Raw genomic sequence first — 21045 nt, forward strand, 5'->3', positions numbered from 1 at the left:
GATGGTCAAGGTTATTCGCGACTGGTTGCACCGCTACTTCTCCGACGAGCAGGCCGTGGTACTGGCCGTGCTACTGGTGCTGGGTTTTGCGGTGGTGCTGACGCTGGGCGGGATGCTCGCTCCCGTCCTCACCGGTCTGGTGCTGGCGTTTCTCATGCAGGGGCTGGTCAACGGTCTGGAGCGTCTCAAGGTGCCGCAGATTCTCGCGGTCTGGCTGGTGTTCACCCTGTTCATGGGCGGCCTGACGGTGTTTCTGCTGGTGCTGATGCCGTTGCTCTGGCAGCAACTGAGCACTCTGTTCAACGAGCTACCGCGCATGGCGGCCGAATGGCAGTCGGTGTTCCTGCTGCTGCCCGAGCGTTACCCGAATCTGATCTCCGATGCGCAGGTCGTGCAGCTGATCGGCAGCATGCGCGGCGAAGCCGGCAAGTTCGGCCAGTGGGCGCTGTCGTTCTCCCTGTCCAGTCTGCCGGTGCTGGTCAGTGTGATGATCTATCTGGTGCTGGTGCCGATTCTGGTGTTCTTCTTCCTCAAGGACCGCGAGCAGATCGGCCAGTGGTTCCGCAGCTACCTGCCGCGCGAGCGCGCGCTGATCACCCAGGTGGCGCAGGAAATGAACCAGCAGATCGCCAACTACATCCGCGGCAAGTTCATCGAGATCATCATTTGCGGTGTGGTCACCTATATCGCCTTCGCCTACCTGGGGCTCAATTACGCAGCGCTGCTGGCTCTGCTGGTCGGGCTGTCGGTAGTGGTGCCCTATATCGGCGCCGTGGTGGTGACGGTGCCGGTGGCGCTTATCGGTCTGTTCCAGTGGGGCTGGAGCGACCAGTTCATCTACCTGATGGTGGTCTACGGCATCATCCAGGCGCTGGATGGCAACGTGCTGGTGCCGCTGCTGTTCTCCGAAGCGGTCAATCTGCACCCGGTGGCGATCATCTGCGCGGTGTTGCTGTTCGGTGGGCTGTGGGGCTTCTGGGGCGTGTTCTTCGCCATCCCGCTGGCGACCCTGTTCAAGGCCGTGATCAATGCCTGGCCGCGTACCGAACCGGTCGCTGCCGAGTAAGAAGGAAAAATAGACAGAAAAAAGGCCGCAATTGCGGCCTTTTTCGATAGGGGTGAAGCTCAGGCCTTGTTCAGAGCCTCGGCGGCTGCCAGCACCTTGTCGACATGGCCGGCGACCTTGATGTTGCGCCATTGCTCACGCAGTACGCCGTCCTTGTCGATGAGAAAGGTGCTGCGCACGATGCCCATGTATTCCTTGCCGTAATTCTTCTTCAGCTGATACACGCCGAACAAATCGCACAGCTGGTGCTCTTCGTCGCTGATCAGCTCGAAGGGGAAGGCCTGTTTGCACTTGAAGCTCTCGTGCTTCTTCAGGCTGTCCATCGACACGCCGAAAATCAGCGTGTTGGCTGCCTTGAACTGCTCGAAGCGGGCGCTGAAGTCCATGCCTTCGGTGGTGCAGCCCGGAGTGGCGTCCTTCGGGTAGAAATACAGCACTACCTGCTGGCCCTTGAGAGCGGACAGCCTTACCTGCTGGCCGCTGGTGGCCTCGGCCTGGAATTCGGCAACGGGTTTGTCGAGTTCAACAGCCATGAAAACTCCTTCATTCTGAGGTTGTCGGCGATCTCGCGAGCCTGAGCCATGCAAGGCCGAACCTGTTTCTAACGCAGCAGAGCCGCTGCGCGGCACATCGTCATGGATTCTGCGGGCGCCAGGGTTCGATCAGCGCATCCAGATTCAGCGCATCGGCGAAGTCGAGGAACTGGTCGCGCAGCCAACTGATCTGCGTGCCGGCCGGCAGCGTCACGGTCAGCGTGGCATTGAGCATGGTGCCGCCGGTCTGCGGCGCCTGATAGGTGTCACAGGTCAGGTTTTCCAGCTCGACGCGGTGATCGATGAAGAACTGGCACAGTTCGTTGAGAATGTCCGGGCGGTACACGGCACTGACGTACGCCACGTAAGGCAGCGCCTGCGGGCGTACCTCGGCGGCGGCGCTGCGGACCAGATCCACGGTGAAGTCGTGTTTCTTGGCCAGCAGCGGCAGGCTTGATTCCAGGCGCGCCAGTGCATCCCAGCTGCCGGACACCTGCAGCACCAAAGCGCTGAACTCTCCATGACGGCTCAAACGGGTGCTGATCACCGCGCAACGATTCTCGTGAGCGGTGCGGCTGAGCAGGTTGGTCAGACCCATGGCGTCGCGGCCAAGAGCACTGATAACGAGGAATTGTTCGCGAACGGGGGGGGTGGACATGCAGCCTTCCTAAAGCGATGAACGGTCCGCGCACGAGTAGCCACAGACCAAAAGGAGCAGGTTAGCGAAAAGCACCGCCGAGGGGAATGGCGGAACCTTGTGCATCGGACGACGGCCAGTACTGATAAGCCCTTGTCGGTTGCTTGTGCCGGACTGGTGGCACCAGTACCATTACGGCTCAATTTTCCGGCAGGAGCGGTTGCATGATTGCGGGCAGTATGGTGGCACTGGTCACGCCCATGGATGCGCAGGGTGGTCTGGATTGGGAAGCTCTGAGCAGATTGGTGGATTTCCACCTGCAAGAGGGTACCAATGCCATCGTCGCGGTCGGTACCACTGGCGAGTCCGCCACGCTGGACGTGGCTGAACATGTCGAAGTGATCAAGCGCGTGGTCAAGCAGGTTGCCGGTCGTATCCCGGTGATTGCCGGTACCGGCGGCAACTCCACCCGCGAGTCGGTCGAGCTGACCCGTGCCGCACAGGAAGTCGGCGCCGACGCAGCCCTGCTGGTCACCCCGTACTACAACAAGCCGACGCAGGAAGGCCTGTACCTGCACTTCCGCCACATCGCCGAAGCCGTATCCATCCCGCAGATTCTCTACAACGTACCGGGTCGCACCGTGTGCGACATGCTGCCGGAGACCGTCGAGCGTCTGTCGAAGATCGACAACATCGTCGGCATCAAGGAAGCCACCGGCGATCTGCAGCGCGCCCAAGAAGTTCTGGACCGCGTCAGCAAGGATTTCCTCGTTTACTCGGGTGATGATGCGACCGCTGTCGAGCTGATGCTGCTGGGCGGCAAGGGCAACATCTCCGTTACTGCCAACGTTGCGCCGCGCGCCATGAGCGATCTGTGCGCCGCTGCCATGCGTGGCGAAGCTGCCATCGCCCGCGCCATCAACGACCGTCTGATGCCGCTGCACAAGGCACTGTTCCTCGAATCCAACCCGATTCCGGTGAAATGGGCGCTGCACGAAATGGGCCTGATGGGCGACGGTATTCGTCTGCCGCTGACCTGGCTCAGCCCGCGCTGTCACGAACCGCTGCGCCAGGCCATGCGCCAGTGCGGTGTATTGGCTTAACTCAAGGATTCTACGCATGAAGCGACTGGCCGGATTCTCCGCCCTTGCTCTGATCGTCTCCAGCACCAGCGGTTGTGGCTGGCTCTGGGGTGAAAATGGCTACTTCCGTGATCGCGGCAGCGATTACCTGGAAGCGCGCCAGACTGCACCGATGCAATTGCCGGCTGATGTCCAGGCCAAGCGCCTTGATCCGTTGCTGCCGGTACCGGCTCAGATTGCCAGCACCACCGTGACTGCCAGCGAATTCGAAGTACCACGCCCGCAAGGCCTGCAGGTGCGTGCCGACGAGCGCGAGTTCAGCCTGCAGCGCAGCGGCGACTCGCGTTGGGTGGTGGCCCAGCGTGTGCCGGCCGAAGTCTGGCCGCTGGCGCGTCAGTTCTTCGAAGACAATGGTTTCCGTATCGCCAGCGAGCGTCCACAGGTTGGTGAGTTCACCACCTCCTGGCAGCGTTTCGACGAACTCTCCGCGGGTATGGCCCGTCGCCTGAGCAGCCGTGTTTCCGGCGTTGCCTCCGATGCCGAAACCCGCGTGCGTGTGCGCATCGAGCCGGGCGTGCAGCGCAACACCAGCGAAGTCTTCGTCACCAGTGCCGAGCGTCCTGCCGGTAGCACGGCTGATGTCGACTTCGCGTCGCGTAGCGGCAATGCCAGCTTCGAAGCGGCACTGCTCGACGAGATGCTGGTGAGCATGGCCCGTGGCGTGGAGCAGGGCGGTTCCGTATCGCTGCTGGCTGCCCGCGACTTCGACGCACCGAGCCGCGTCAGCCTTAGCGAAGACGGCAACGGCAACCCGGTGCTCAACCTGGGCGCCGATTTCGACCGCGCCTGGTCCGGTGTAGGCCGCTCGCTGGAGCTTGGCGACGTACGTGTCGACGACCTCAACCGCAGTCTCGGCCTGTACTACATCAATCTGGCTGAAGGTGCCCAGGGTCGCGAGGATAAGCCCGGCTTCTTCGGTCGTCTGTTCGGCAGCGAGCCGAGCAAGGACGAGATCGAAGCCCGCGCCGAGCGCTATCAGGTACGCCTGACTCCGGTTGGCGATGGCGTTCAGGTCACCGTGGAAAAGGACCTCAACACCGTTGCCCCGGCCGACGTGTCGCGCCGTGTGCTGAGCCTGATCCAGGATAATCTCGGCTGACCGGCGCCGCGCGCCTCAGCTGTTAATCGATGGGCGAAACCCGCAAAGGTTTCGCCTGTTTTGTTTGCCAGAAACGGAAATGCCGACATGAGCACACCCACCACCCTGAGCCTGAAGAAGATCTACTCGGGCAAGGTCCGCGACCTCTACGAAATTGACGACAAGCGCATGCTGATGGTGGCCACCGATCGTCTGTCGGCATTCGACGTCATCCTCGAGCAGCCGATTCCGGAGAAGGGCAAGATCCTCACTGCCATTTCCAACTTCTGGTTCGACAAGCTCGCCGGCGTGGTGCCCAACCACTTCACCGGTGACAAGGTCGAGGACGTGGTACCGGCCGCCGAACTGCCGTTGGTCGAAGGCCGCGCAGTCGTCGCCAAGCGCCTCAAGCCGGTCGCCGTGGAGGCCATCGTGCGTGGCTACATCGTCGGTTCCGGCTGGAAGGAATACCAGAAGAGCGGCACCGTCTGCGGCATCGCGCTGCCGGCTGGCCTGAAGGAAGCGGCCAAGCTGCCGCAACCGATCTTCACCCCCTCGACCAAGGCGGCCGTTGGCGACCACGACGAGAACATCAGCTTCGAGCAGTGCGAAGCCATCATCGGCGCCGAACTGGCCGCCAAAGTTCGTGACACGGCGATCAAGCTGTACAGCACGGCTGTGGAATACGCCGCTACCCGCGGCATCATCATCGCCGACACCAAGTTCGAATTCGGCCTGGACGAAGACGGCACCCTGACCCTGATGGACGAAGTGCTGACTCCCGACTCCAGCCGCTTCTGGCCGGCCGACAGCTATGTTGAAGGCACCAACCCGCCGAGCTTCGACAAACAGTTCGTGCGTGACTGGCTGGAGTCCACCGGCTGGAACAAACAACCCCCGGCCCCGGCCGTACCGGCCGATGTAGCGCAGAAGACCGCCGACAAGTATCGCGAAGCGCTGACACGTCTGACTGAATAAGTGCAGGCACCTGCAAAACAACAACGCCGCGCTCCCTGAGGGGGAGGGCGGCGTTTTTATGTCTGGGGACAGGAGAGTTTCCCCCAGAAAAGCAAAAGCCCTGAATTGTATTGCAATTCAGGGCTTTTCAGTATGGCGGGAAGATAGGGATTTGAACCCGTTTTTACGGGTGCCCGTTGCTGCCCATCGTTGCCCAAAGCCAGCAAAATCGGGGCTTTCGCCTCACGCCTTCTGCCCATTGCGGCACTCTGTCGCCCATTGATTTCGACACTTTTTCGACGCCATGCTTACTCTCTTGAGGGCTAGGTGATATCCTCAAGCCACTATAGTCACGGTTGCAGCAAAAGATAGACGCCCCTCTAATTTCCAAGCAGGGAATGCTTTCACATGAGCGATGTTGTTTTTCATGGCTTCCACGGTGCCTCTCAGGCCGCTGTAGAGGCTATAGTCCGCTCAGGAGATTTTAGACCTAGCATCGGAAAGCATCACTGGTTCGGTGACGGCAGGTACTTCTTCATTGAGGGCATTTCGGATCCTCAGCTAAACGCCTGTGCATGGGCTAACGTCAGCTCATGGTGCAACCAAAGGCGAGCTCTGAGGTACCGTCACTTTGGCGTACTGAAAGCCAAAGTCCAAGCCCCAAGAGAAAAGATATGTGATTTGCGAACTGATGCCGATGCAATTTCTTTTGAATCTGCTAGAAGATTTGTTGTCTCTAGGCTAGCAGAGTCTGAGAGAGGCATAGAATCATATTTGGACTCCATGGTGTTTGAGTTTCTAGCTGATGAGCTTGATATTTTAGTTTTTGCCGGTAACCAGTATATAAAGCTCACAAAAGCTGAGCGTATATATCAGGTCAATTCAAGAATACCGAACGTAACAATGATCTGCGCGCGAAACGACCAACAGGTATCGATAACAGAGCTTGAAATGGTCACTAGTGGAGAGGTTGAGAGATGAATACCTTAGCTAATAAAGTCAGTGCCTTTATACAGAAATTTGAGGCAGTCCACGCCGATGATTTCGCTGAGTACTTTGCTCAAAAAGTCGGCACATCTACTTTTGCAAGGACATCTGTACGCATTGAAAAATCGCTCGTTATATTCTCCGATATTGAGAATATTAACATTGATTATGAGTCTTACTTTTCCACCTCACCAGCTAATGACTCGCCATATGAAAGCGTTGAGTATCTAGAATGCGCCTAACACTGCACACAACCAAGGCTATCAAGGTATCCATCAAGCAGTACGGACTGCCTGAGGACAGGAGCGAGTCAGAGGTTTGGCTTCCTTCAGAGGTGGATGATATGTCCTCTGAGGAGGAAATGAAGTTCAATCTCAGCCACGCACCAGCCTACGCATCCGAACCTGAAACCGAAGCGTTTGCAGTGGTTTTTTCATTTAGTGCTTTGGTGCCTAATCAGTCATTAGAAGTTGATGTCGAATATATCGCAGAATTCGTAACAGACTCGCCAATCAGTGAGGACTTCAAGAAATCCCACTTTCCTAAAGTTAATGCACCTGCGATAGCCTTTCCTTATCTTCGCGCCTTTATCTCCAATCTACTTCTCAATAGCGGCTACTCACCTCTTATTCTTCCGTCAATAAATTTTGCAGCTAAGAAAGTCGGAGAGTAAGGTCCATCATGATGGGGCGATATTATTGCCTACACTATCGCTGTAGCTTTAAATAAGATTTACAGCTCCGCCGCTCAATACTCCCTTCCTTCAAGGGCCAGCACGTTGAGTCCTTAGTTTCTTTGATAACTGTCACCCGCACCTTCCCAGCCGGTTTTGCCGGTTCTGCGGGTTGATAGCCCTCGAGAATGCTGAGCACGTTGTCAGCCCCTCTCGGGGTGTAGTTCTGATCGTTGAACACGGTCTGTTTGACTGCAGGGCTATCTGAACCAGTGGGCTGCTCAGGTTGCTGCTGAGACATTGCGTCTCGCCTTGCCTGCTCTTCTACGATCCTGTCCCAGTCATTCCTGGGCGTTGGTTCTGATCGTGTGATCTCGGCAACCGGCTTGGGCTTCGGTTGCTGCCTGTTCTCGGCCAGGTTCTTTACGGTGGTTTGCATGAAAGCTTGCCCGGCCATATTGAGTGCGCCGAGCGTAACCACTGTCCCGATCACGCCTGCGAGCACTACGCCCAGGTTTCCACGTTTTCGTGGTCGGCTGGTTAGCCACTCCGGGGCGTCGTCTCTGTCAGCCTTCATCCTTGATCCTCCATCTGCTCGCACAGGCTTTTAGCCTATGGGCATGTGTCTGCTATTCCCTGTTTAGCCTTCGACCATCCCGTCTCTTTGTATAGCTTCAGCCATTCATCGCATGCAGGATCAATCGCTCTAACATCTGATGGTCGCATCTGTACACGTTTCTTGAAGTGCGTTGTCACTTCGGCATCAATGATGCTTTGGCGAGCTGCTTTTTCTTCGGCTGTTAGGCTAGCCAGGGAGTCGAGATCTTTCTGGTACTCCACAAACTCTCTGATTGAACGAATCTGTTCCGGGGTCATGTCCGCGCTAGCAGAGAGGGTTATCGCGAGTCCGATGCTGCCAAGTAGATACTTCATCCTTGCCTTTTCCTTCGGGCATACCAGCGCCTAGCTACTTCCTGGGTGATCGCTATCCCGCGTCTTGATCGGTCAAGTTTCGGTTGGCCTCGTCGTATTCGGGGCTTGTCTGACCGCTCTCGGGTGCAATCTTCCCGCTGACCAGCCATAGAGCGTATTCCGGCGCGATATCAACGATGACCTTGATGTCATCTTCATTGACCCGCCGTCCGCCTTTTCTCAGCGCGTACCACTTTTCTCGGTCGATACCGCTCAGCTCTTCCAGCTTCTTAGCCGTGAGCTTCTTATGCTCAAGAATAGCGACTATGCGCTCTCTCATATTTCTTAATCGTCTAAAAGGCCGGCAATTATTGCTAGTCAACCTTGTCCGGCTGCCTATAATCGTCAGTATGAAACCGGCAAATATTGCCGACTAATGGTTTCACCAACAAAGACCAACATAGTGCAACAAAGGCCACTCCGATGGAAGGAATCCCCCTGACGCTTAAAGACCTTGTGAACCCGCCGCCGATGATGCCGTGGCGTGAGTTCGCAAACTGGATTCGCATGAGTGAAGACCACGACACCGTTCGCGGCTGGATGCGTAACGGCTACCTGCCGCACCTCAAGGTAGGCCGCCACGTAATGGTCAACGTCGCCCTGCTGACCAAAAAGCTTATGGAAGAGGAGTGGGTTGAATGATTGCCCAGCTAGCGAGAACCGCCGCTCTGATGCTCTGCCAGGACTGCCTGCAGGTTCGCCCGTACTGTGAAGCGGGCCACTTTGGTAACTACCGCTGCGACTGCGGTGGCGACTTCTGCGGCTGCACTAGCTGCAACGACTTCGCCCACGGCCAGGGCGCCGACTTCGAAAAGCGCCAAACGCTGGAGGCGACCGATGACAAGCCTGAGCCAGTACGTTCGCCAGCCGCACCCCGCGAACTGCGACTGCTCTGTATGCTGGTCCCGACGCGCGATGGTTCAACCCGAAGCCTGCCCGTCCACAGCATGCAGCCATTGCCGCCCCGTGCACGTCTCAAGGGACTTATTGACCGGACGTTGGCAAGTGAAGCCGGCTTTCATCTGCGCGAAACACAAGCCACCGCGCCGACCGCCAGCGTTCTGGAGCGTTGCCTTTCAAAGCTCCACCTCCGTGCCAACGGACGAGTTTCCGTTCTAGGGGTGACAGCATGATCGTTCTCGATACTCCGTCCATCGTCATGCTCGGCCTGCTGCTCATTAACAGCATCGGCGTCGCCTACTGGTTTGGCCGCATGGACGGCGCCCGCACCGCCCGCCCAGCAGATCCGCGCCTAGCCAACACCCAGGCGGAAACACGCGGCTTCTTAAAAGGCCTGACCGCCGCGCTCGTTGCTATGTCGGTCAAGGGCCGCGCTCCCGGCTCGTCGGATCACGCTTCACCGATCCGGCGAACGGAAGCACGGGCGGAGCGCACCCTTGAACGCCCACCACCCTAAATAGCCTCCGCTCGTGAGTGTGGGGCAGCTCCACCGCCCCGCGCTCCCGAGCCCTCGGCGGCAAGAGTGGGATGACAAGGGCAAAGCCCTTGGTGTTGAACAACTAACCCGCTGCACCAGCGGCGCTAACTGAAAACCTCGGCAAGTCGAGAACCCCACCCGGGCAAAAACGAGAAGTTTGCCCGTGTGGACCCGCTCGGCCTGCTGAAAGGCAAACCCGCGCAATAACGCGCAACCAAGCGAGGAAACACAACATGGCACGCACCACTATGGAACTGGCATTCATCAGCGCTGAGCGCGTGAAGTTCGACAACGTGGACCTGGTGAAGCTGTACCTGGGCGACGAACCGGACGGCGAAAAGGACGTGGGTATTTCGCTGCTCTCGATGCAGGTTTCCGAAGACGTTCGCGAAGAAGTGTGGAACGCCTGCAAAGGCCTCGACGTGCTGGAAACCGCCCGCGTAACCGTCGAGATCGAACGCGGCTCCAAGAACGCTGGCAAGTTCATCGTCCTGCACGTCGAATCGGCCAAGCCCGCTCAGGCCGGCAAGCCTGCCGCCCCGCAAGGCTCCCAACAACAGCCCAAGCCGACCGGTGCTCAACCGGAATCGGCCAAGGCCTGACGGGAGGGCGCCGCCGTGCTGATCGTTGATCGCGTGCTGTGCGACTGCTGTGGGCAGCCCATGGGCCAGCTCTACAACCAGTCCGCCCCTCAGCCCGACCTGCTGCCCGATCTGAACAAGGCGCCCGCCCTCGTCATCTGCCCCGACTGCACCGACCTGGCTGAGGTTCTGCGTGACCCCAGCCAGGCGGAGTAAGGGGGCCTATGAATTTCATCGCCTGCGATGGGGAGTGGTCGGTTGGTGCCTCGGGTGAACTCCTGTGCACGGGCCAACTGGTTTCCATCGCAGACGTTGAAATGCAGGGCCTGATTGGCTCTGCGCTCACCTGGGATGACGTGTCCGAACTGCAAGGCGAAGCAATGATTCTGTTCGCCACGGTGTTCGGGTTCCTCGTCCTGAAAAAAGTCCTGAAATCGAGGTAACAACCATGAAGCACATCCGCACCCTGCGCCGTTCGCTCGGCACCGCTGCTGCAATCGGCCTGCTGTCTGTTCAACAAGCCTACGCCGCCCTGCCCACCGAGGTCAGCACCCAGCTCGACACCACCAAGACCGACGTTGTCGAGCTGGGTGGCCTGATCCTCGTCGTGCTGATCGCGGCTGCCGCGTTCAAGTACATGCGCCGTGCCATGTAACCCAGCAACTGCACGTATGTGCCGAAGCAAGCAAAGCCCCGCCTCGGCGGGGTTTTCTTTTCCGGATACCGCCATGAGCTATCAACTGTTCGTTCTGCTTATCACCGTCCTGGCGCTGTATCTCGTCTTCTTCGGGAGGGTGTGATATGCGCCAGGGTGAATTGCCACGGATTATCACTGCACTGTTTGTCCTGCTCGGCGTGCTGTTCGGTGGGGTGTCTTCAGCCCAGGCTGAAATCTATTACTGGGTCGTCTCCTTCCCCGAGCCGGCAGACACCCGCTATCCAAGTGCGGTGTCCGCTTGCGCTGCGAACCATCAATATTACGCGGCCATCCATTCCGCCAGTTATGAAAAGCTCGAACACAAAACCATCAAGGTCAGTGACACGTCCTTTACGTGCGAGACGCTCGGATTCAATCGCAACCCTTATAGCGGACAACTTGAGCCGTATGGTCGGTGGAGCAACTCAGCTCAACGGCGAGGTGATGGCTGCGAGGGGCAAAACTACAACCCTCAAACGGGCGCATGCGAGGCACCCGAACCTGACCAATGCGAATCCACCATTGGCGACGTGGTTTATCACGAGTTTCGCTTTGCCAGCCTCGGCAGTGACGGCAACCCTTCCGCTGATCCGCCCGTAACCGTCTGCAAAGGCGGCTGCCAGTATTCCCACACCTTTGGCGATTTCAGCTCCAAGCGTGATTTTGGTCCACCTGATCAGCTCGTTGGCTCCTTCGAATACAAGGGCAATGGCACCAGCTGCACGCCTTCAGCCAACGATCCTTCTGTTTTCGATCAACCGCCTGCCAAGGATCCGGTAACCAAGGCGCCGGAGTACGCCACCAGTAACGATTGCTCGGGTTGGGAAACACAGCCCGATGGCACGCTTAAGCGCAACTGCACCGCGAACACCTCGTACAAGGATGAAGGTGAGGTCGAATGTAAAGGCGGCACGGCGGGTTCAGGTTTCAGCAGCAGCGTGAAGTGCACCCCGTCGAAGACCAAGCCACCGCAAAAGTCGGAAACCAACGTCGAGCAGGAGACCACCAAGAAAGACAACCCGGATGGTTCCAGCGAGACCACCACCAAGACCGACACCACCAAGACCGAGTGCAAAGGCACCAAGCCGTGCGAGTCCACCAGCAAGACCGAAACCGAATCGGAAAATACCGACCCCGACGGTAATTCGAACAAGAATGGCAACTGTGTGGGCGACGGCTGCAATCCGGACAAAACCGACGGCACTGGCACCGAGGGCAAAGAAGAAGGCGAACAAGGCGAAGAGCGAACCGCCACAGTCGGCACCTGTGACGGCGGTTTCTCGTGCACCGGTGATCCCATCGACTGCGCCATCCTCAAGCAGCAGAAAGAGCAGCAGTGCTATGCCGAAGAAATGAGCGATTTCGACGGCAAAAAATCCGAAGTCGAAGGCCTGCTGCAGGGCGAAAACTTCGAACTCAACGAAGGGGGCGGCGATATCGACGTGCCGTCCTTCATCAGCCAGGGCACCCGCTTCCTCAGCCCATCCTGCCCACCTGATCGCACGGTTTCCCTTTCCATGGCCGGGCGTTCTGTCGGCTTGTCCTTTCAGCCCCTGTGCAATTTCGCAAGCGCCCTCGGGCCATTCCTGGTCGCTGTCACCGCCGTTATCTGCGCGCTCTACGTTGGCCGCTCCGTAGGAGGTAACTAATGCACTACCTATTCCTTGCACAGCTCCTGATCATGATCGTCGGGCCATTGGTGAAAATGGCGCTGAGGGTCATTGGTTTCGGCTTCGTGTCCTACGTCGGCTTCAACCTGGTGCTTGATCAGGCCCGTAGCTACATGCAATCAAGCATGGGCCAGCTGGGCGCCGAAATCAGCGGCATCCTCGGCCTCGCGAACTTCGACATCATCGTCAACATGTACTTCGCGGCCATCGCCACGCGGTTCATCCTGGCGGGGATCGACAAGGCCCAGGACCGCAAACGCAATCAGGTCTGGCGCAAGCCGGGCGGCACCTCCATCGAAGCATAAGGGGGCCGCACCATGCTCGTTATTCGCACCGGCAAACCCGGCCACGGCAAGACCCTCAACACTATCCGCGAAGTGGACCAGAAAGCCCTGGCGGAAGGGCGTGTGGTCTACTTCCACAACATCAACGGACTCAAACCCGAAACCCTACAGGCGCAGTGGTTCGAGTTCGAAGACCCGGAGAAGTGGTACGAGCTGCCGAAAGACAGCATCGTCGTGATCGATGAGGCGCAAGGCTGGTTTGGCGCCCGTGATCCAAGAGCACGGCCACCGGAGCACATCACCCGCTTCGAAACCATGCGCCACCAAGGCCACGAAGTGCACCTCGTCACCCAGGACCCGCGATACCTGGATGTGCACCTTCGCCGGCTATGCAACAGCCATATTCACTACTGGCGTGTCTTCAAGTCATCCCAGCTGCTACGGTTCGAATCCGAAGTGGTGGTGGAAAAGGTCGAAGTCAAAACCAGCTTCAAGGATGCCGACAAGAAAACGCTCCGCCTCGATAAGCGCTATTTCGGTTCCTATACCAGCACCAACGCCAAGCACCATTTTCAGACCACGGTGCCGACCAAATTCATCCTGGCCGCTGCCGTCATCGCGGTTGCCGTTATCTGGTCGTATCGATTTATCGGGCAGTACGCACCTGCAGGAGACGACGCGGCGTCGGCAGGTGCGCCCGAGGCGAGCATGGTGGAACAAGCCAAGGGGGCTATTGGCTCCTTCATCAATCCGCTTGGCCAGCAGGCGCCTGAGCAAGGCAAAAAGAACACAGCCGCCTACCTGACAGAACGTGTGCCCAGGGTTCCGCAGCTACCTGCTTCGGCTCCGATCTATGACGACCTGACCAAGCCGCAGACCTTCCCGCGACTCTACTGCATGTCCAGCACTGATCCGGAGATATATCGACGGCACTTCGCCAAGCGCCCGAGCGGCATCGTCAACGGACAGCAGACCGTGTGTCAGTGCTACACCCAGCAAGGCACCAAGGTCGAAACGGATTTTCAGTTCTGCCTGAACATTGTTGAAAACGGCTACTTCGACCCGGCTATTGCTGATCGCGGTAAACAACAGCAGTACGGCCAAATGCAGCAACAGCCGATGCACCAGCCCGCCACCGGATATGCCACCCAGCAGCCCCAGCAGGCACCCGTATCAGTCGTCACCTATGAGAAAGGAAGGTTCTTGTGGTGATCAGACGCGGGACGTCGTGTGCGCGTTCTGCGAACGCCTGCGAGGGCCGAGCGGGCGCGCAGAACGCGCCTGCTGACGTCCCTGTAGCACGTCAGATAAACCGATTTCGAAATGGCAAGTAATGGCCAGTAAGGAAACCAAAGCATGAAGATCAAAGATTTCGCCCGTCTCGACCTCAACGGTGAGCACAACAGCCTTGGACGAATTTTCGTTGATCCTGGTACTGCTGAAATCGTCGACCTGTCGAAAGCCAAAATCCTGGCCTGCAGCGTCGATACCGTCCGCCAGTTGTATCGCGGCCTGATCCGCCCGGAAATCATGTGCCTGTTCGACAAGCCCGGCACCATCGTCGATTTCGCTGGCCAGCGTTGGCACTCCGGGCGTGTCAGCAAGGACTCTGGCTACCAGTACAAGCTCCAGAACGCTGACCTAGGCATCATCCTGCTGATCAAGAACTTCAACGCCAAGATCGAAAACATCGGCCCACACCTGAAAATCGAGGTGTCACCGCATGCCATCGACCAGTTCTGCCCCGAGCGCCTGCAGGAACGCTTGGACTACTACGCCAGCCACGTGCTTACCAACGTCGAGCGCAACCAATGCGCTGTCCACCTCGCGCTAGACCTGCAGGGCTGGCAACCGCCCGCTGATCTGGTCGCCCGGATGCACTGCCGCGCACGCGCAGCCCGTGATATCTCCGGCATCAAGGAAATCCAGTGGACGCTGGAGTCTGCCACCTACGGCAAAGGCCAGTCCTACCTGTTCGGCTCCGCTGGAGGCGTCCAGCTCGGTATCTACAACAAGACCGAACAGGCCCGCTCCATCGACAAACTCGACTATTGGGAAGGTGTCTGGAGGCGTCGCGATAGCTTCGATGAAGCTGACCCGGACAACTACAACCCGGAACAAGACGTCTGGCGTGTCGAGCTGCGTTACCACCACTCAGTCATCCAACAATTCGCCTCCGGCTCGTTCGATCTGCAGACCGGCCAGACCATTGAAACCAACAGCTATGCCGCTTTCGCACCGCACCTCGACGGCCTGTGGCGCTATGGCCTGCGCCAGTTCAAGTTACTGGCTCGCCCTGGCTACTTCGAACCCATCTGGACGCTGATCCGTGACGATGTGCGCGTCGATCTGCCGGTCGATTCCCTGGTGGACGAAACTGAGTACAAGCGCCAATACAAGACGTCTCGGGGCTTCTCCGGCAAAAACGTCGAGCTATTCCTGGGAAACTTCGTCAGCCTGCTGGCACGGGAGCGAGTGGGCGCTAGGCGAGCATTTCACCGGCTCAAGGATTGGGAGTGCTGGCCGGTAATCCGCGACCACTATGCCGCCAAAGGCATGGATGAAGACGGGCTGTATAAGCACATCAAGGGCATCCTTGAGGAACGGCATGTGCGTTGGGGGCGTGCTGTCTGATGGCTATCGAGCAACTGCCTGACGGTCGCTGGAAAGTCGACGTTGAACCCATCAAGGGCCGGCGTTTCCGCAAGACCTTCAAGACCAAAGGTGAAGCCCAGCGCTTCGAAGCCACTTGCAGGGCCAAGGTCATCAATGCGCCGGAGTGGGCACCCAAGCCAAAGGATCGTCGCAAGCTCTCTGAGCTGATCGACCGTTGGGCAACACTGCATGCCCACACCCTGAGCGATGGTGAGGCAAGGCGTCGTTTGCTGGATACCATGGCCAAAGAGCTTGGCGATCCGGTGGCGATCAAGATGACCGGCAACGAATATGCCGAGTATCGAACCCAGGCGATCAAAGCCGGTGCCAACCCAAAGACCTTGAACAACCGCCTGGGCTACCTCCGATCAGTGTTCAACGTGCTGCACCAGCTCGGCGAAATCGACTACGCCAACCCGCTGGCTCGCGTCCGTCCTCTGCGTCTGCAGGAGAAGGAACTGGCCTACCTGACCGATAGCCAGATAGAGACGCTGTTCGCCACCATTCACCGCTATTGCCGAACGCCCCATGTCGCCATGGTCGCCGCCATCTGCTTGGCCACGGGTGCCCGCTGGGGTGAAGCTCAGGCACTGACGCCCGACCGAGTACGCAACCAACTGGTTACGTTCGTGAACACCAAAGGCAAGCGTGTCCGCTCAATTCCCATCGCCCTGGAGCTGGAACAACAGATACACCGGCACTTCAAGCAGCATGGCCAGTTCAGCAACTGCCTGAACAGCTTCGACAAGGCATTGGGCGAGTCCCGTTTGCCGGTGCCTGCTGGCCAGTCATCACATGTGCTACGGCACACTTTCGCCAGCCACTTCGTCATGAACGGTGGCAATATCCTCACGCTGCAGAAAATCCTGGGCCATACCACCTTGGCCATGACCATGCGCTACGCGCATCTTGCCCCGGATCACCTGCAGGATGTCGTCAGATTCGGACCGGCTAGCGATCACCAACGATTTCTCGGCATCATCACCCCTTAGCCGTATCAGATCATGAGTGACCCCATGCATAACATCATTCGCCAGCGTCAACAGGCCAAACAGCATGATGAATTCGTGCAACGCAAGGTCGCTGCTGCCAGGGCATCGGTAGAGTCTGGTCGTGGTCGTTCCAATGACGATGTAGAGGCTGAGTTTGCCGATCGCCGCAATAAGGCTTTGGCTCGCTGATATAGCTACCGATCCAGAGCTAGCTGCAGTCTCTAGCCGCTTTCGACACTTCTTCGACACCTTGCATGCCGCAGATAGCAAAAGCCCCCGAAACTCTAGGAATTTCAGGGGCTTAAGCTTGAGATATGGCGGGAAGATAGGGATTTGAACCCTAGGTGCCATTGCTGACACAACGGATTTCGAATCCGTCCCGTTCGACCACTCCGGCATCTTCCCAAGCGGCGCGCATGATAACAGCTCAATGGGCTTTGGCGAAGCTTATTTTGAAATTTTTTCTTGTGCTATCAGATGGTTGGGGCTGAGCCAGGCCGGCGCTTTACTTCGTGCGTCTGCGACAACTCTCGGTTTGCCTGCACCGTCCGTATCGCTCACGAACCGAAGCGGGGGCAACGGGCATTCGCCAGCTCAAGGGGCGAGCAGCGCTGACCTTCACCTGTGGTGTGGCCAGCGCTGCCTCGAGTGTGCGAAGTCGCTAGTTGTTACAAGTGGGGGCGTCGGAGGCATCGCCTGCCGTCCCCATAGCCTGGGTAACCTGCAGGTGGCAGTTACGCCGAACCGTGCTGTCGAGGATCTGGCTTTGCAGCGGCAACAGATCGCCTATCAGCAGGTTTTGCAGCAGCGGTGTGGCCTTGAAGTGGTTGTCCCCCAGGATCGTATCCTGCATGCCCTGCACCCGGATCATGGCCTTGCCAATGTTCTCCAGGGTATTGCCGGTGATCACCAGTTTGCCCGCTGCTGGCCGCTCGTTGCGCAGGCTGATGGCATATTCCGGCGTCGCGTGGATGCGGTTGTCGAGAATCAGCGCACCGCCCAGTTCGGCGGCGTCGATGGCGCTCAGCTTGCTGTTGGCGATGAGGTTGTCCTGGATCAGCAGCGCTGAGCCGTCACCGATCTTCCGCAGCATCATGCCGTAGCCCTCGGATGCGCCCAGACGGTTGCCCTGGATCAGCAGTGCGCCCGTTTGCGCGCTTACCTCGATGGCGCTCTTGCCAGTATGCAGGACCATGTTGTTCTGAATGCGCCCGCTGCTGCCACCGGTGATACGGATCCCGCTGTTGTTCTTCACCCCGTCGATGCGGTTGTCGGCGATCAGAAAACGGCTGTTGCCAAGGTCGATGGCGTATTGCTGCTGGCCGATGAACTGATTGTTACGAACCAGAGCCTGGCTATGGTTGAGTTCCAGGGCGCTGGCCATCTCCTCGAAGCGGCTGTCTTCAATCTGGATCTGCGCGGGTGGGAGGCTGGCCGACTGTTGTGTGCTCAGAGCACTGCTGACGCCACGCGAGAGGTTGGCGTTGTAGCCGATCTTGATCAGTTCCGAGTTGTCGATCAGCAGTTGGCTGCCAGCCCAGTTCATGATGAAGGGGCGGGTAGGGCGGTCAGTGGCCATGGCACGGCCATCGCTCCAGCTCTGCAGGCGAGAGTTGTTCACGCGCAGCAGGCCTTGATTGATCAGCGCCGTGCCGGAGGGGCTGAACAGGTAGAGCACCTGGTCATCGATCAACAGGGCGGCGTCTTCGGCAATCATCAGCGGGTAGCTGAGCAGGTAGCCATCCTCATGGCGACCCAGCACCTTGGCGTCGTTCAACTGCGCTCGCAGCTGCTCCAGCGTGATGCTGCCACCACGAATGACCACTGCGCGGGGGTGCTGCGCCTGATAGCCGGCGATTGCCCTGAACAGGCCATTGTGTACGAAGGGTTCAAAAGGCCAGCTGCCCGCCTGTGCGGAGTACATGGGCTCGAGGCTGACGCTGCCGCGTCGGGCCGTGCCCTGCAGATCAAGCTGTGGCGGCTGGGTGCGCTGCATGATCTGCGCGCTGCTGTTCTGTTGTTGCTGCTGTTGCCATTGCGGGTCGAGCGTGTGCAGGGCCGCCGGGGCTCCGAGGGCTGCCAGGCTGACGGTACAGGTCATCAGCAGCATTACACGAGATAGAGTCAGTGCCTGTGACATGGCGACATCCTGAGTCAGTTGAACTGGGGATACAGCGGCTTGAGGTCGCCGCCAACCTGGCTGTAGTGATTGATATCCTCACCGTGCTCTTCATACAGGCGCCGGCCCCACTGATGTTGCGGGTAGCGGGTGAGGAAGGGCAGCAGCCAGACCATCTTGTGTGGGCCGACAGCAGACTGACGCTCGGTCAGTTCCGGCAGGGTCCTGGGTTCGAGTACGGCGCGGGCGGCGAAGTTGGCGAGCTCTGCCAGCTTTGTTCGCTCCTGCTCGTTGAGTGGGCGGCCGTTGGACTCCGCCGCTTCGGCCAGCAATACCAGAGGAACCAGGGCGTAGTGGCTGTAGTCGGCGGCAAGCCTGCCCCTGGCGACTTCCAGTGGCAGGTACTGGTAGTCACCGTCGCCCTGGGCGAGTTGGCTGAAGGCCCGGCGCAGAGCCACGTCAGCCCAGGCCAGGCCCTTGTCGTCATCAAGCAGCATGGCGCTGGCGGCCACCGCCCAGGCGGCCCAGTAGTCGTGGTTGTTGAAGTAGATGCCGGTGTCATAGCGACGGGGTCCGTACTCGGCAATCACCTTGGCCGACAGGTCCTGCAACCAGCGCCTCTGTACCTGGCTCAGTTGGTAGCGCTCATCGCTCAGTGCCTGCACCTTGAGCAGGGCAGAGGCGATGGCGGCCAGGGCCCATTTGCGTGAGGCGACACCCGTCTTGCTGGCATCGTCACTGAGCAAGGCCGATTGGCTGGCCCAGGCATCGAGCCATTGGTCCAGGCAGGCCAGGGCAATGTTGGCCTCGCTGGCCTTGCCGGTGCGCTGGAACACCTGGGCAGCCTTGATCAGACCGCCGATATAGCTTTGCACCTGTTTGCGGATGCGCTGGGTGTCGCGGCTTTGCCGTACGACCAGGCGACTTTTGCTGGCGTCGCTCTGGTCGTACTTGCTGTCCAGCTGCAAGTGTCCGGTATAGGCGGGAGGAGGACTCTTGGGGCACTTCTCCTGACGATAGTCACCTACCAGGCTCGCGGCCTTCGTTGACTGCGCTGCCCACACCGACTGCGCCGCGTTGGCGTTCAGCGAGCCAGATAACAGGAGCAGCAGGGCAGCCATGCGCGGGCTTACAGGCATAGTCGGGTCTCGACCTGGAATGGCTGTTCGACGGCCTGGGTGGGTTCGAGCAGTACCGACAGCAGGTTCGCATCGCGAAATTCCGCTGCGCGGCTCAGTTCCAGGTAGTACTGCCCGCCGGTGACGATGGCTTCGCGGCGGAACCACACCTTGTCGCGGGTGCCGTTGTCGTAGTAGGTGATGATGTAAAAGCTCTTGATGTTGGGGTCGCTGATGCGGATGTCGAGCACTGCGTCGCGCCCCTTGAGGTCCTTGCGCTGCTCACCGGCGTTGCTGAGCAGTTCGATACGATCGTTGAGCCCCAGGCTGGGCCGTTCGACATGCCCTTCGAGCAGGCTTTCGCCGGCTTTGCAGCCACCGTTGATGGCCGGAATCAGCTGGCGGTAGGTCAGGTCGCCATCGAGGCGATAGTTGGCCGGCAGCTCCCAGATGATCAGCTTGGGCGCCTTGTCCGGGGAGTAGTTGGGCGATAGCAGGTACTCCAGCAGCGAGCCGTCCTGGCCTGCGCCGGGCATGGCGTAGTTGATCAGATCGGTGCTCAGGTACTGCTTCAGAAAACCATCGAAGTTGAACTGCTTGGTTTCGTCTTCCCGGGCTGCGGAGTTACTGGTACCTACCAGCACGACTTCCGGGTCGGGCTGATCTTCGAACAGCAGGGCGGCATCGTTGTCTTCCGGAACGGTCTGGTAGCCGGGCACGAACTGATAACCGAAGTGGTTGCCACAGATTGCCGCCAGGCCGAGGTTGAGCGTGCCGTCCTTGTAAAGGGTCATGGTTTGTTCGGTGGTGTAGCCCTTGTGCGGCAATTGCGCGTACACCGGGTGCTGGCGAATGGTGTCGGCGGTCACGCGGGCGGTGGCCTCGGCGCCTATCGGGGTCCAGTGGTGGTCGCGGCGGAAGAAGAAGTCCTTCGGCGGCTGCTCCACCAGAGGCATGATGTCCGGAACGATGGCACCGCCGTCACGCATCTGCTGCAGGAAATTGCGCAGGTTGGTACTGGCGCGTACATAGTCGAAGTCATGCATCTGCCCCGGCTGCAGCTGGGCGCGATGCATCAGGCCGCGGGTCGGCTGTACCGCTACCGCGACATGGGTGCCATGGCTGGCGAACGCACGCATCAGGCGGGCGAACTCCGGCTGCATGTTCGGCGGAATGCCGAACTCGTTGGTCAGGTCGACTTCCGAACGGAACAGCCAGCGATCACGCCCTGGCACAATCTGCCTGAGCGACTTCATGTTGCCCTCGGCATATTCCTCGGGCGCACTGAGTTGCGGGCAGATCAGGCATTGCAAATCCGTGCATTCACCGGTTTTTTCGCTCTGTTCTGCAGCGTAGGCGTTGTGTACGCCCGCCGCGATCAGGCTGCCGATGGCCAGTAGAAAATAGTGCTTCATGCTCTTGGAGGTCATCGTCCGCTCACTTGTT

Annotated in this window: 27 protein-coding genes and 1 tRNA gene; 19 read left to right on the plus strand and 9 right to left on the minus strand. The window is 59.1% G+C overall.

The features are described 5' to 3' along the window. Position 1 precedes the first annotated feature (1 nt). On the plus strand, positions 2–1066 hold the full coding sequence (locus OEG79_RS07560) for an AI-2E family transporter (protein WP_264148163.1): 1065 nt from the start codon (positions 2–4) through the stop codon (positions 1064–1066). A gap of 59 nt (positions 1067–1125) precedes the next feature. Here OEG79_RS07560 and OEG79_RS07565 read toward each other — a convergent pair whose 3' ends face one another. Continuing rightward, on the minus strand, positions 1126–1599 hold the full coding sequence (locus tag OEG79_RS07565; protein WP_264148164.1) for a peroxiredoxin: 474 nt from the start codon (positions 1597–1599) through the stop codon (positions 1126–1128). A gap of 100 nt (positions 1600–1699) precedes the next feature. Then, positions 1700–2257: a glycine cleavage system protein R gene (locus tag OEG79_RS07570; protein WP_264148165.1), complete on the minus strand. Its 558-nt coding sequence runs from the start codon at positions 2255–2257 to the stop codon at positions 1700–1702. Between the two features lie 203 nt (positions 2258–2460). On the opposite strand from OEG79_RS07570, the gene dapA reads away from it, so the two are divergent. From dapA to OEG79_RS07595, 5 genes are all read left to right on the plus strand, one after another. Continuing rightward, the gene (gene dapA / locus OEG79_RS07575; protein WP_264148166.1) at positions 2461–3339 is read left to right on the plus strand and encodes a 4-hydroxy-tetrahydrodipicolinate synthase; all 879 of its coding nucleotides are present in this window, start codon (positions 2461–2463) and stop codon (positions 3337–3339) included. Between the two features lie 16 nt (positions 3340–3355). Further along, a complete protein-coding gene (bamC, locus tag OEG79_RS07580) occupies positions 3356–4477 on the plus strand; it encodes an outer membrane protein assembly factor BamC (RefSeq protein ID WP_264148167.1) in 1122 nt (373 codons plus the stop codon). 87 nt (positions 4478–4564) lie between these two features. Continuing rightward, positions 4565–5434: a phosphoribosylaminoimidazolesuccinocarboxamide synthase gene (locus OEG79_RS07585; protein WP_264148168.1), complete on the plus strand. Its 870-nt coding sequence runs from the start codon at positions 4565–4567 to the stop codon at positions 5432–5434. 387 nt (positions 5435–5821) lie between these two features. Then, complete coding sequence (locus OEG79_RS07590; RefSeq protein ID WP_264148169.1) at positions 5822–6394, plus strand: hypothetical protein; 573 nt, start codon at positions 5822–5824, stop codon at positions 6392–6394. A 238-nt stretch (positions 6395–6632) separates the two neighbouring features. After that, positions 6633–7073: a protein-export chaperone SecB gene (locus tag OEG79_RS07595; protein ID WP_264148170.1), complete on the plus strand. Its 441-nt coding sequence runs from the start codon at positions 6633–6635 to the stop codon at positions 7071–7073. A 34-nt stretch (positions 7074–7107) separates the two neighbouring features. Here the strand turns inward: OEG79_RS07595 and OEG79_RS07600 are convergent, their stop codons facing one another. The 3 genes from OEG79_RS07600 to OEG79_RS07610 are packed head-to-tail and all read right to left on the minus strand — an operon-like array spanning position 7108 to position 8325. Next, positions 7108–7650 (minus strand): hypothetical protein, encoded by a 543-nt coding sequence (locus tag OEG79_RS07600; RefSeq protein WP_264148171.1) that lies wholly within the window; start codon positions 7648–7650, stop codon positions 7108–7110. A gap of 35 nt (positions 7651–7685) precedes the next feature. Then, on the minus strand, positions 7686–8006 hold the full coding sequence (locus tag OEG79_RS07605; RefSeq protein WP_264148172.1) for a hypothetical protein: 321 nt from the start codon (positions 8004–8006) through the stop codon (positions 7686–7688). A gap of 52 nt (positions 8007–8058) precedes the next feature. After that, positions 8059–8325, minus strand: a complete 267-nt coding sequence (locus OEG79_RS07610; RefSeq protein WP_061237382.1) for a hypothetical protein — start codon at positions 8323–8325, stop codon at positions 8059–8061. A 143-nt stretch (positions 8326–8468) separates the two neighbouring features. Between OEG79_RS07610 and OEG79_RS07615 the strand changes: the two genes are divergently transcribed. From OEG79_RS07615 to OEG79_RS07675, 13 genes are all read left to right on the plus strand, one after another. After that, complete coding sequence (locus tag OEG79_RS07615) at positions 8469–8687, plus strand: hypothetical protein (protein ID WP_003245701.1); 219 nt, start codon at positions 8469–8471, stop codon at positions 8685–8687. Positions 8688–8882: 195 nt separating this feature from the next. Then, positions 8883–9164 carry a lysogeny maintenance protein PflM gene (gene pflM / locus OEG79_RS07620; RefSeq protein ID WP_413247529.1) on the plus strand — a complete coding sequence of 94 codons (282 nt, stop codon included), beginning with the start codon at positions 8883–8885 and terminating at the stop codon, positions 9162–9164. A 10-nt stretch (positions 9165–9174) separates the two neighbouring features. After that, positions 9175–9462, plus strand: coding sequence for a hypothetical protein (locus OEG79_RS07625; RefSeq protein WP_181880679.1), 288 nt, complete (start codon positions 9175–9177; stop codon positions 9460–9462). Positions 9463–9716: 254 nt separating this feature from the next. Next, a complete protein-coding gene (locus OEG79_RS07630) occupies positions 9717–10085 on the plus strand; it encodes a hypothetical protein (RefSeq protein WP_264148173.1) in 369 nt (122 codons plus the stop codon). A gap of 15 nt (positions 10086–10100) precedes the next feature. Further along, a complete protein-coding gene (locus OEG79_RS07635; RefSeq protein WP_241351298.1) occupies positions 10101–10280 on the plus strand; it encodes a hypothetical protein in 180 nt (59 codons plus the stop codon). An 8-nt stretch (positions 10281–10288) separates the two neighbouring features. After that, positions 10289–10507, plus strand: coding sequence for a hypothetical protein (locus OEG79_RS07640; RefSeq protein WP_264148174.1), 219 nt, complete (start codon positions 10289–10291; stop codon positions 10505–10507). A gap of 5 nt (positions 10508–10512) precedes the next feature. Continuing rightward, entirely contained in the window at positions 10513–10719 is a 207-nt protein-coding gene (locus OEG79_RS07645; RefSeq protein ID WP_264148175.1) for a major capsid protein, read from the plus strand. A 146-nt stretch (positions 10720–10865) separates the two neighbouring features. Further along, positions 10866–12410, plus strand: a complete 1545-nt coding sequence (locus OEG79_RS07650) for a virulence factor TspB C-terminal domain-related protein (RefSeq protein ID WP_264148176.1) — start codon at positions 10866–10868, stop codon at positions 12408–12410. Further along, positions 12410–12736, plus strand: coding sequence for a DUF2523 domain-containing protein (locus tag OEG79_RS07655; RefSeq protein WP_264148177.1), 327 nt, complete (start codon positions 12410–12412; stop codon positions 12734–12736). Before OEG79_RS07650 ends, OEG79_RS07655 begins: the two co-directional genes overlap by 1 nt. A gap of 12 nt (positions 12737–12748) precedes the next feature. Further along, a complete protein-coding gene (locus OEG79_RS07660) occupies positions 12749–13927 on the plus strand; it encodes a zonular occludens toxin domain-containing protein (protein WP_264148178.1) in 1179 nt (392 codons plus the stop codon). 144 nt (positions 13928–14071) lie between these two features. Beyond that, entirely contained in the window at positions 14072–15349 is a 1278-nt protein-coding gene (locus OEG79_RS07665; protein ID WP_264148179.1) for a hypothetical protein, read from the plus strand. Further along, positions 15349–16362, plus strand: a complete 1014-nt coding sequence (locus OEG79_RS07670) for a tyrosine-type recombinase/integrase (protein WP_264148180.1) — start codon at positions 15349–15351, stop codon at positions 16360–16362. The genes OEG79_RS07665 and OEG79_RS07670 overlap by 1 nt, the downstream gene beginning before the upstream one ends. A gap of 24 nt (positions 16363–16386) precedes the next feature. Further along, the gene (locus OEG79_RS07675) at positions 16387–16551 is read left to right on the plus strand and encodes a hypothetical protein (protein WP_264148181.1); all 165 of its coding nucleotides are present in this window, start codon (positions 16387–16389) and stop codon (positions 16549–16551) included. 126 nt (positions 16552–16677) lie between these two features. Here OEG79_RS07675 and OEG79_RS07680 read toward each other — a convergent pair. The 4 genes from OEG79_RS07680 to OEG79_RS07695 all read right to left on the minus strand — a co-directional run bounded on the left by OEG79_RS07680 (position 16678) and on the right by OEG79_RS07695 (position 21029). Continuing rightward, a tRNA-Ser gene (locus OEG79_RS07680) sits at positions 16678–16767 on the minus strand. Positions 16768–17023: 256 nt separating this feature from the next. Continuing rightward, positions 17024–18502, minus strand: coding sequence for a right-handed parallel beta-helix repeat-containing protein (locus tag OEG79_RS07685; protein WP_264148182.1), 1479 nt, complete (start codon positions 18500–18502; stop codon positions 17024–17026). Between the two features lie 14 nt (positions 18503–18516). After that, positions 18517–19620: a polysaccharide lyase gene (locus OEG79_RS07690; protein WP_264148183.1), complete on the minus strand. Its 1104-nt coding sequence runs from the start codon at positions 19618–19620 to the stop codon at positions 18517–18519. Next, complete coding sequence (locus OEG79_RS07695; RefSeq protein ID WP_264148184.1) at positions 19611–21029, minus strand: alginate O-acetyltransferase AlgX-related protein; 1419 nt, start codon at positions 21027–21029, stop codon at positions 19611–19613. Before OEG79_RS07695 ends, OEG79_RS07690 begins: the two co-directional genes overlap by 10 nt. Positions 21030–21045: the final 16 nt, after the last annotated feature.

Source organism: Pseudomonas sp. Z8(2022), assembly GCF_025837155.1.
In the GTDB taxonomy this organism is placed as follows: Bacteria; Pseudomonadota; Gammaproteobacteria; order Pseudomonadales; family Pseudomonadaceae; genus Aquipseudomonas.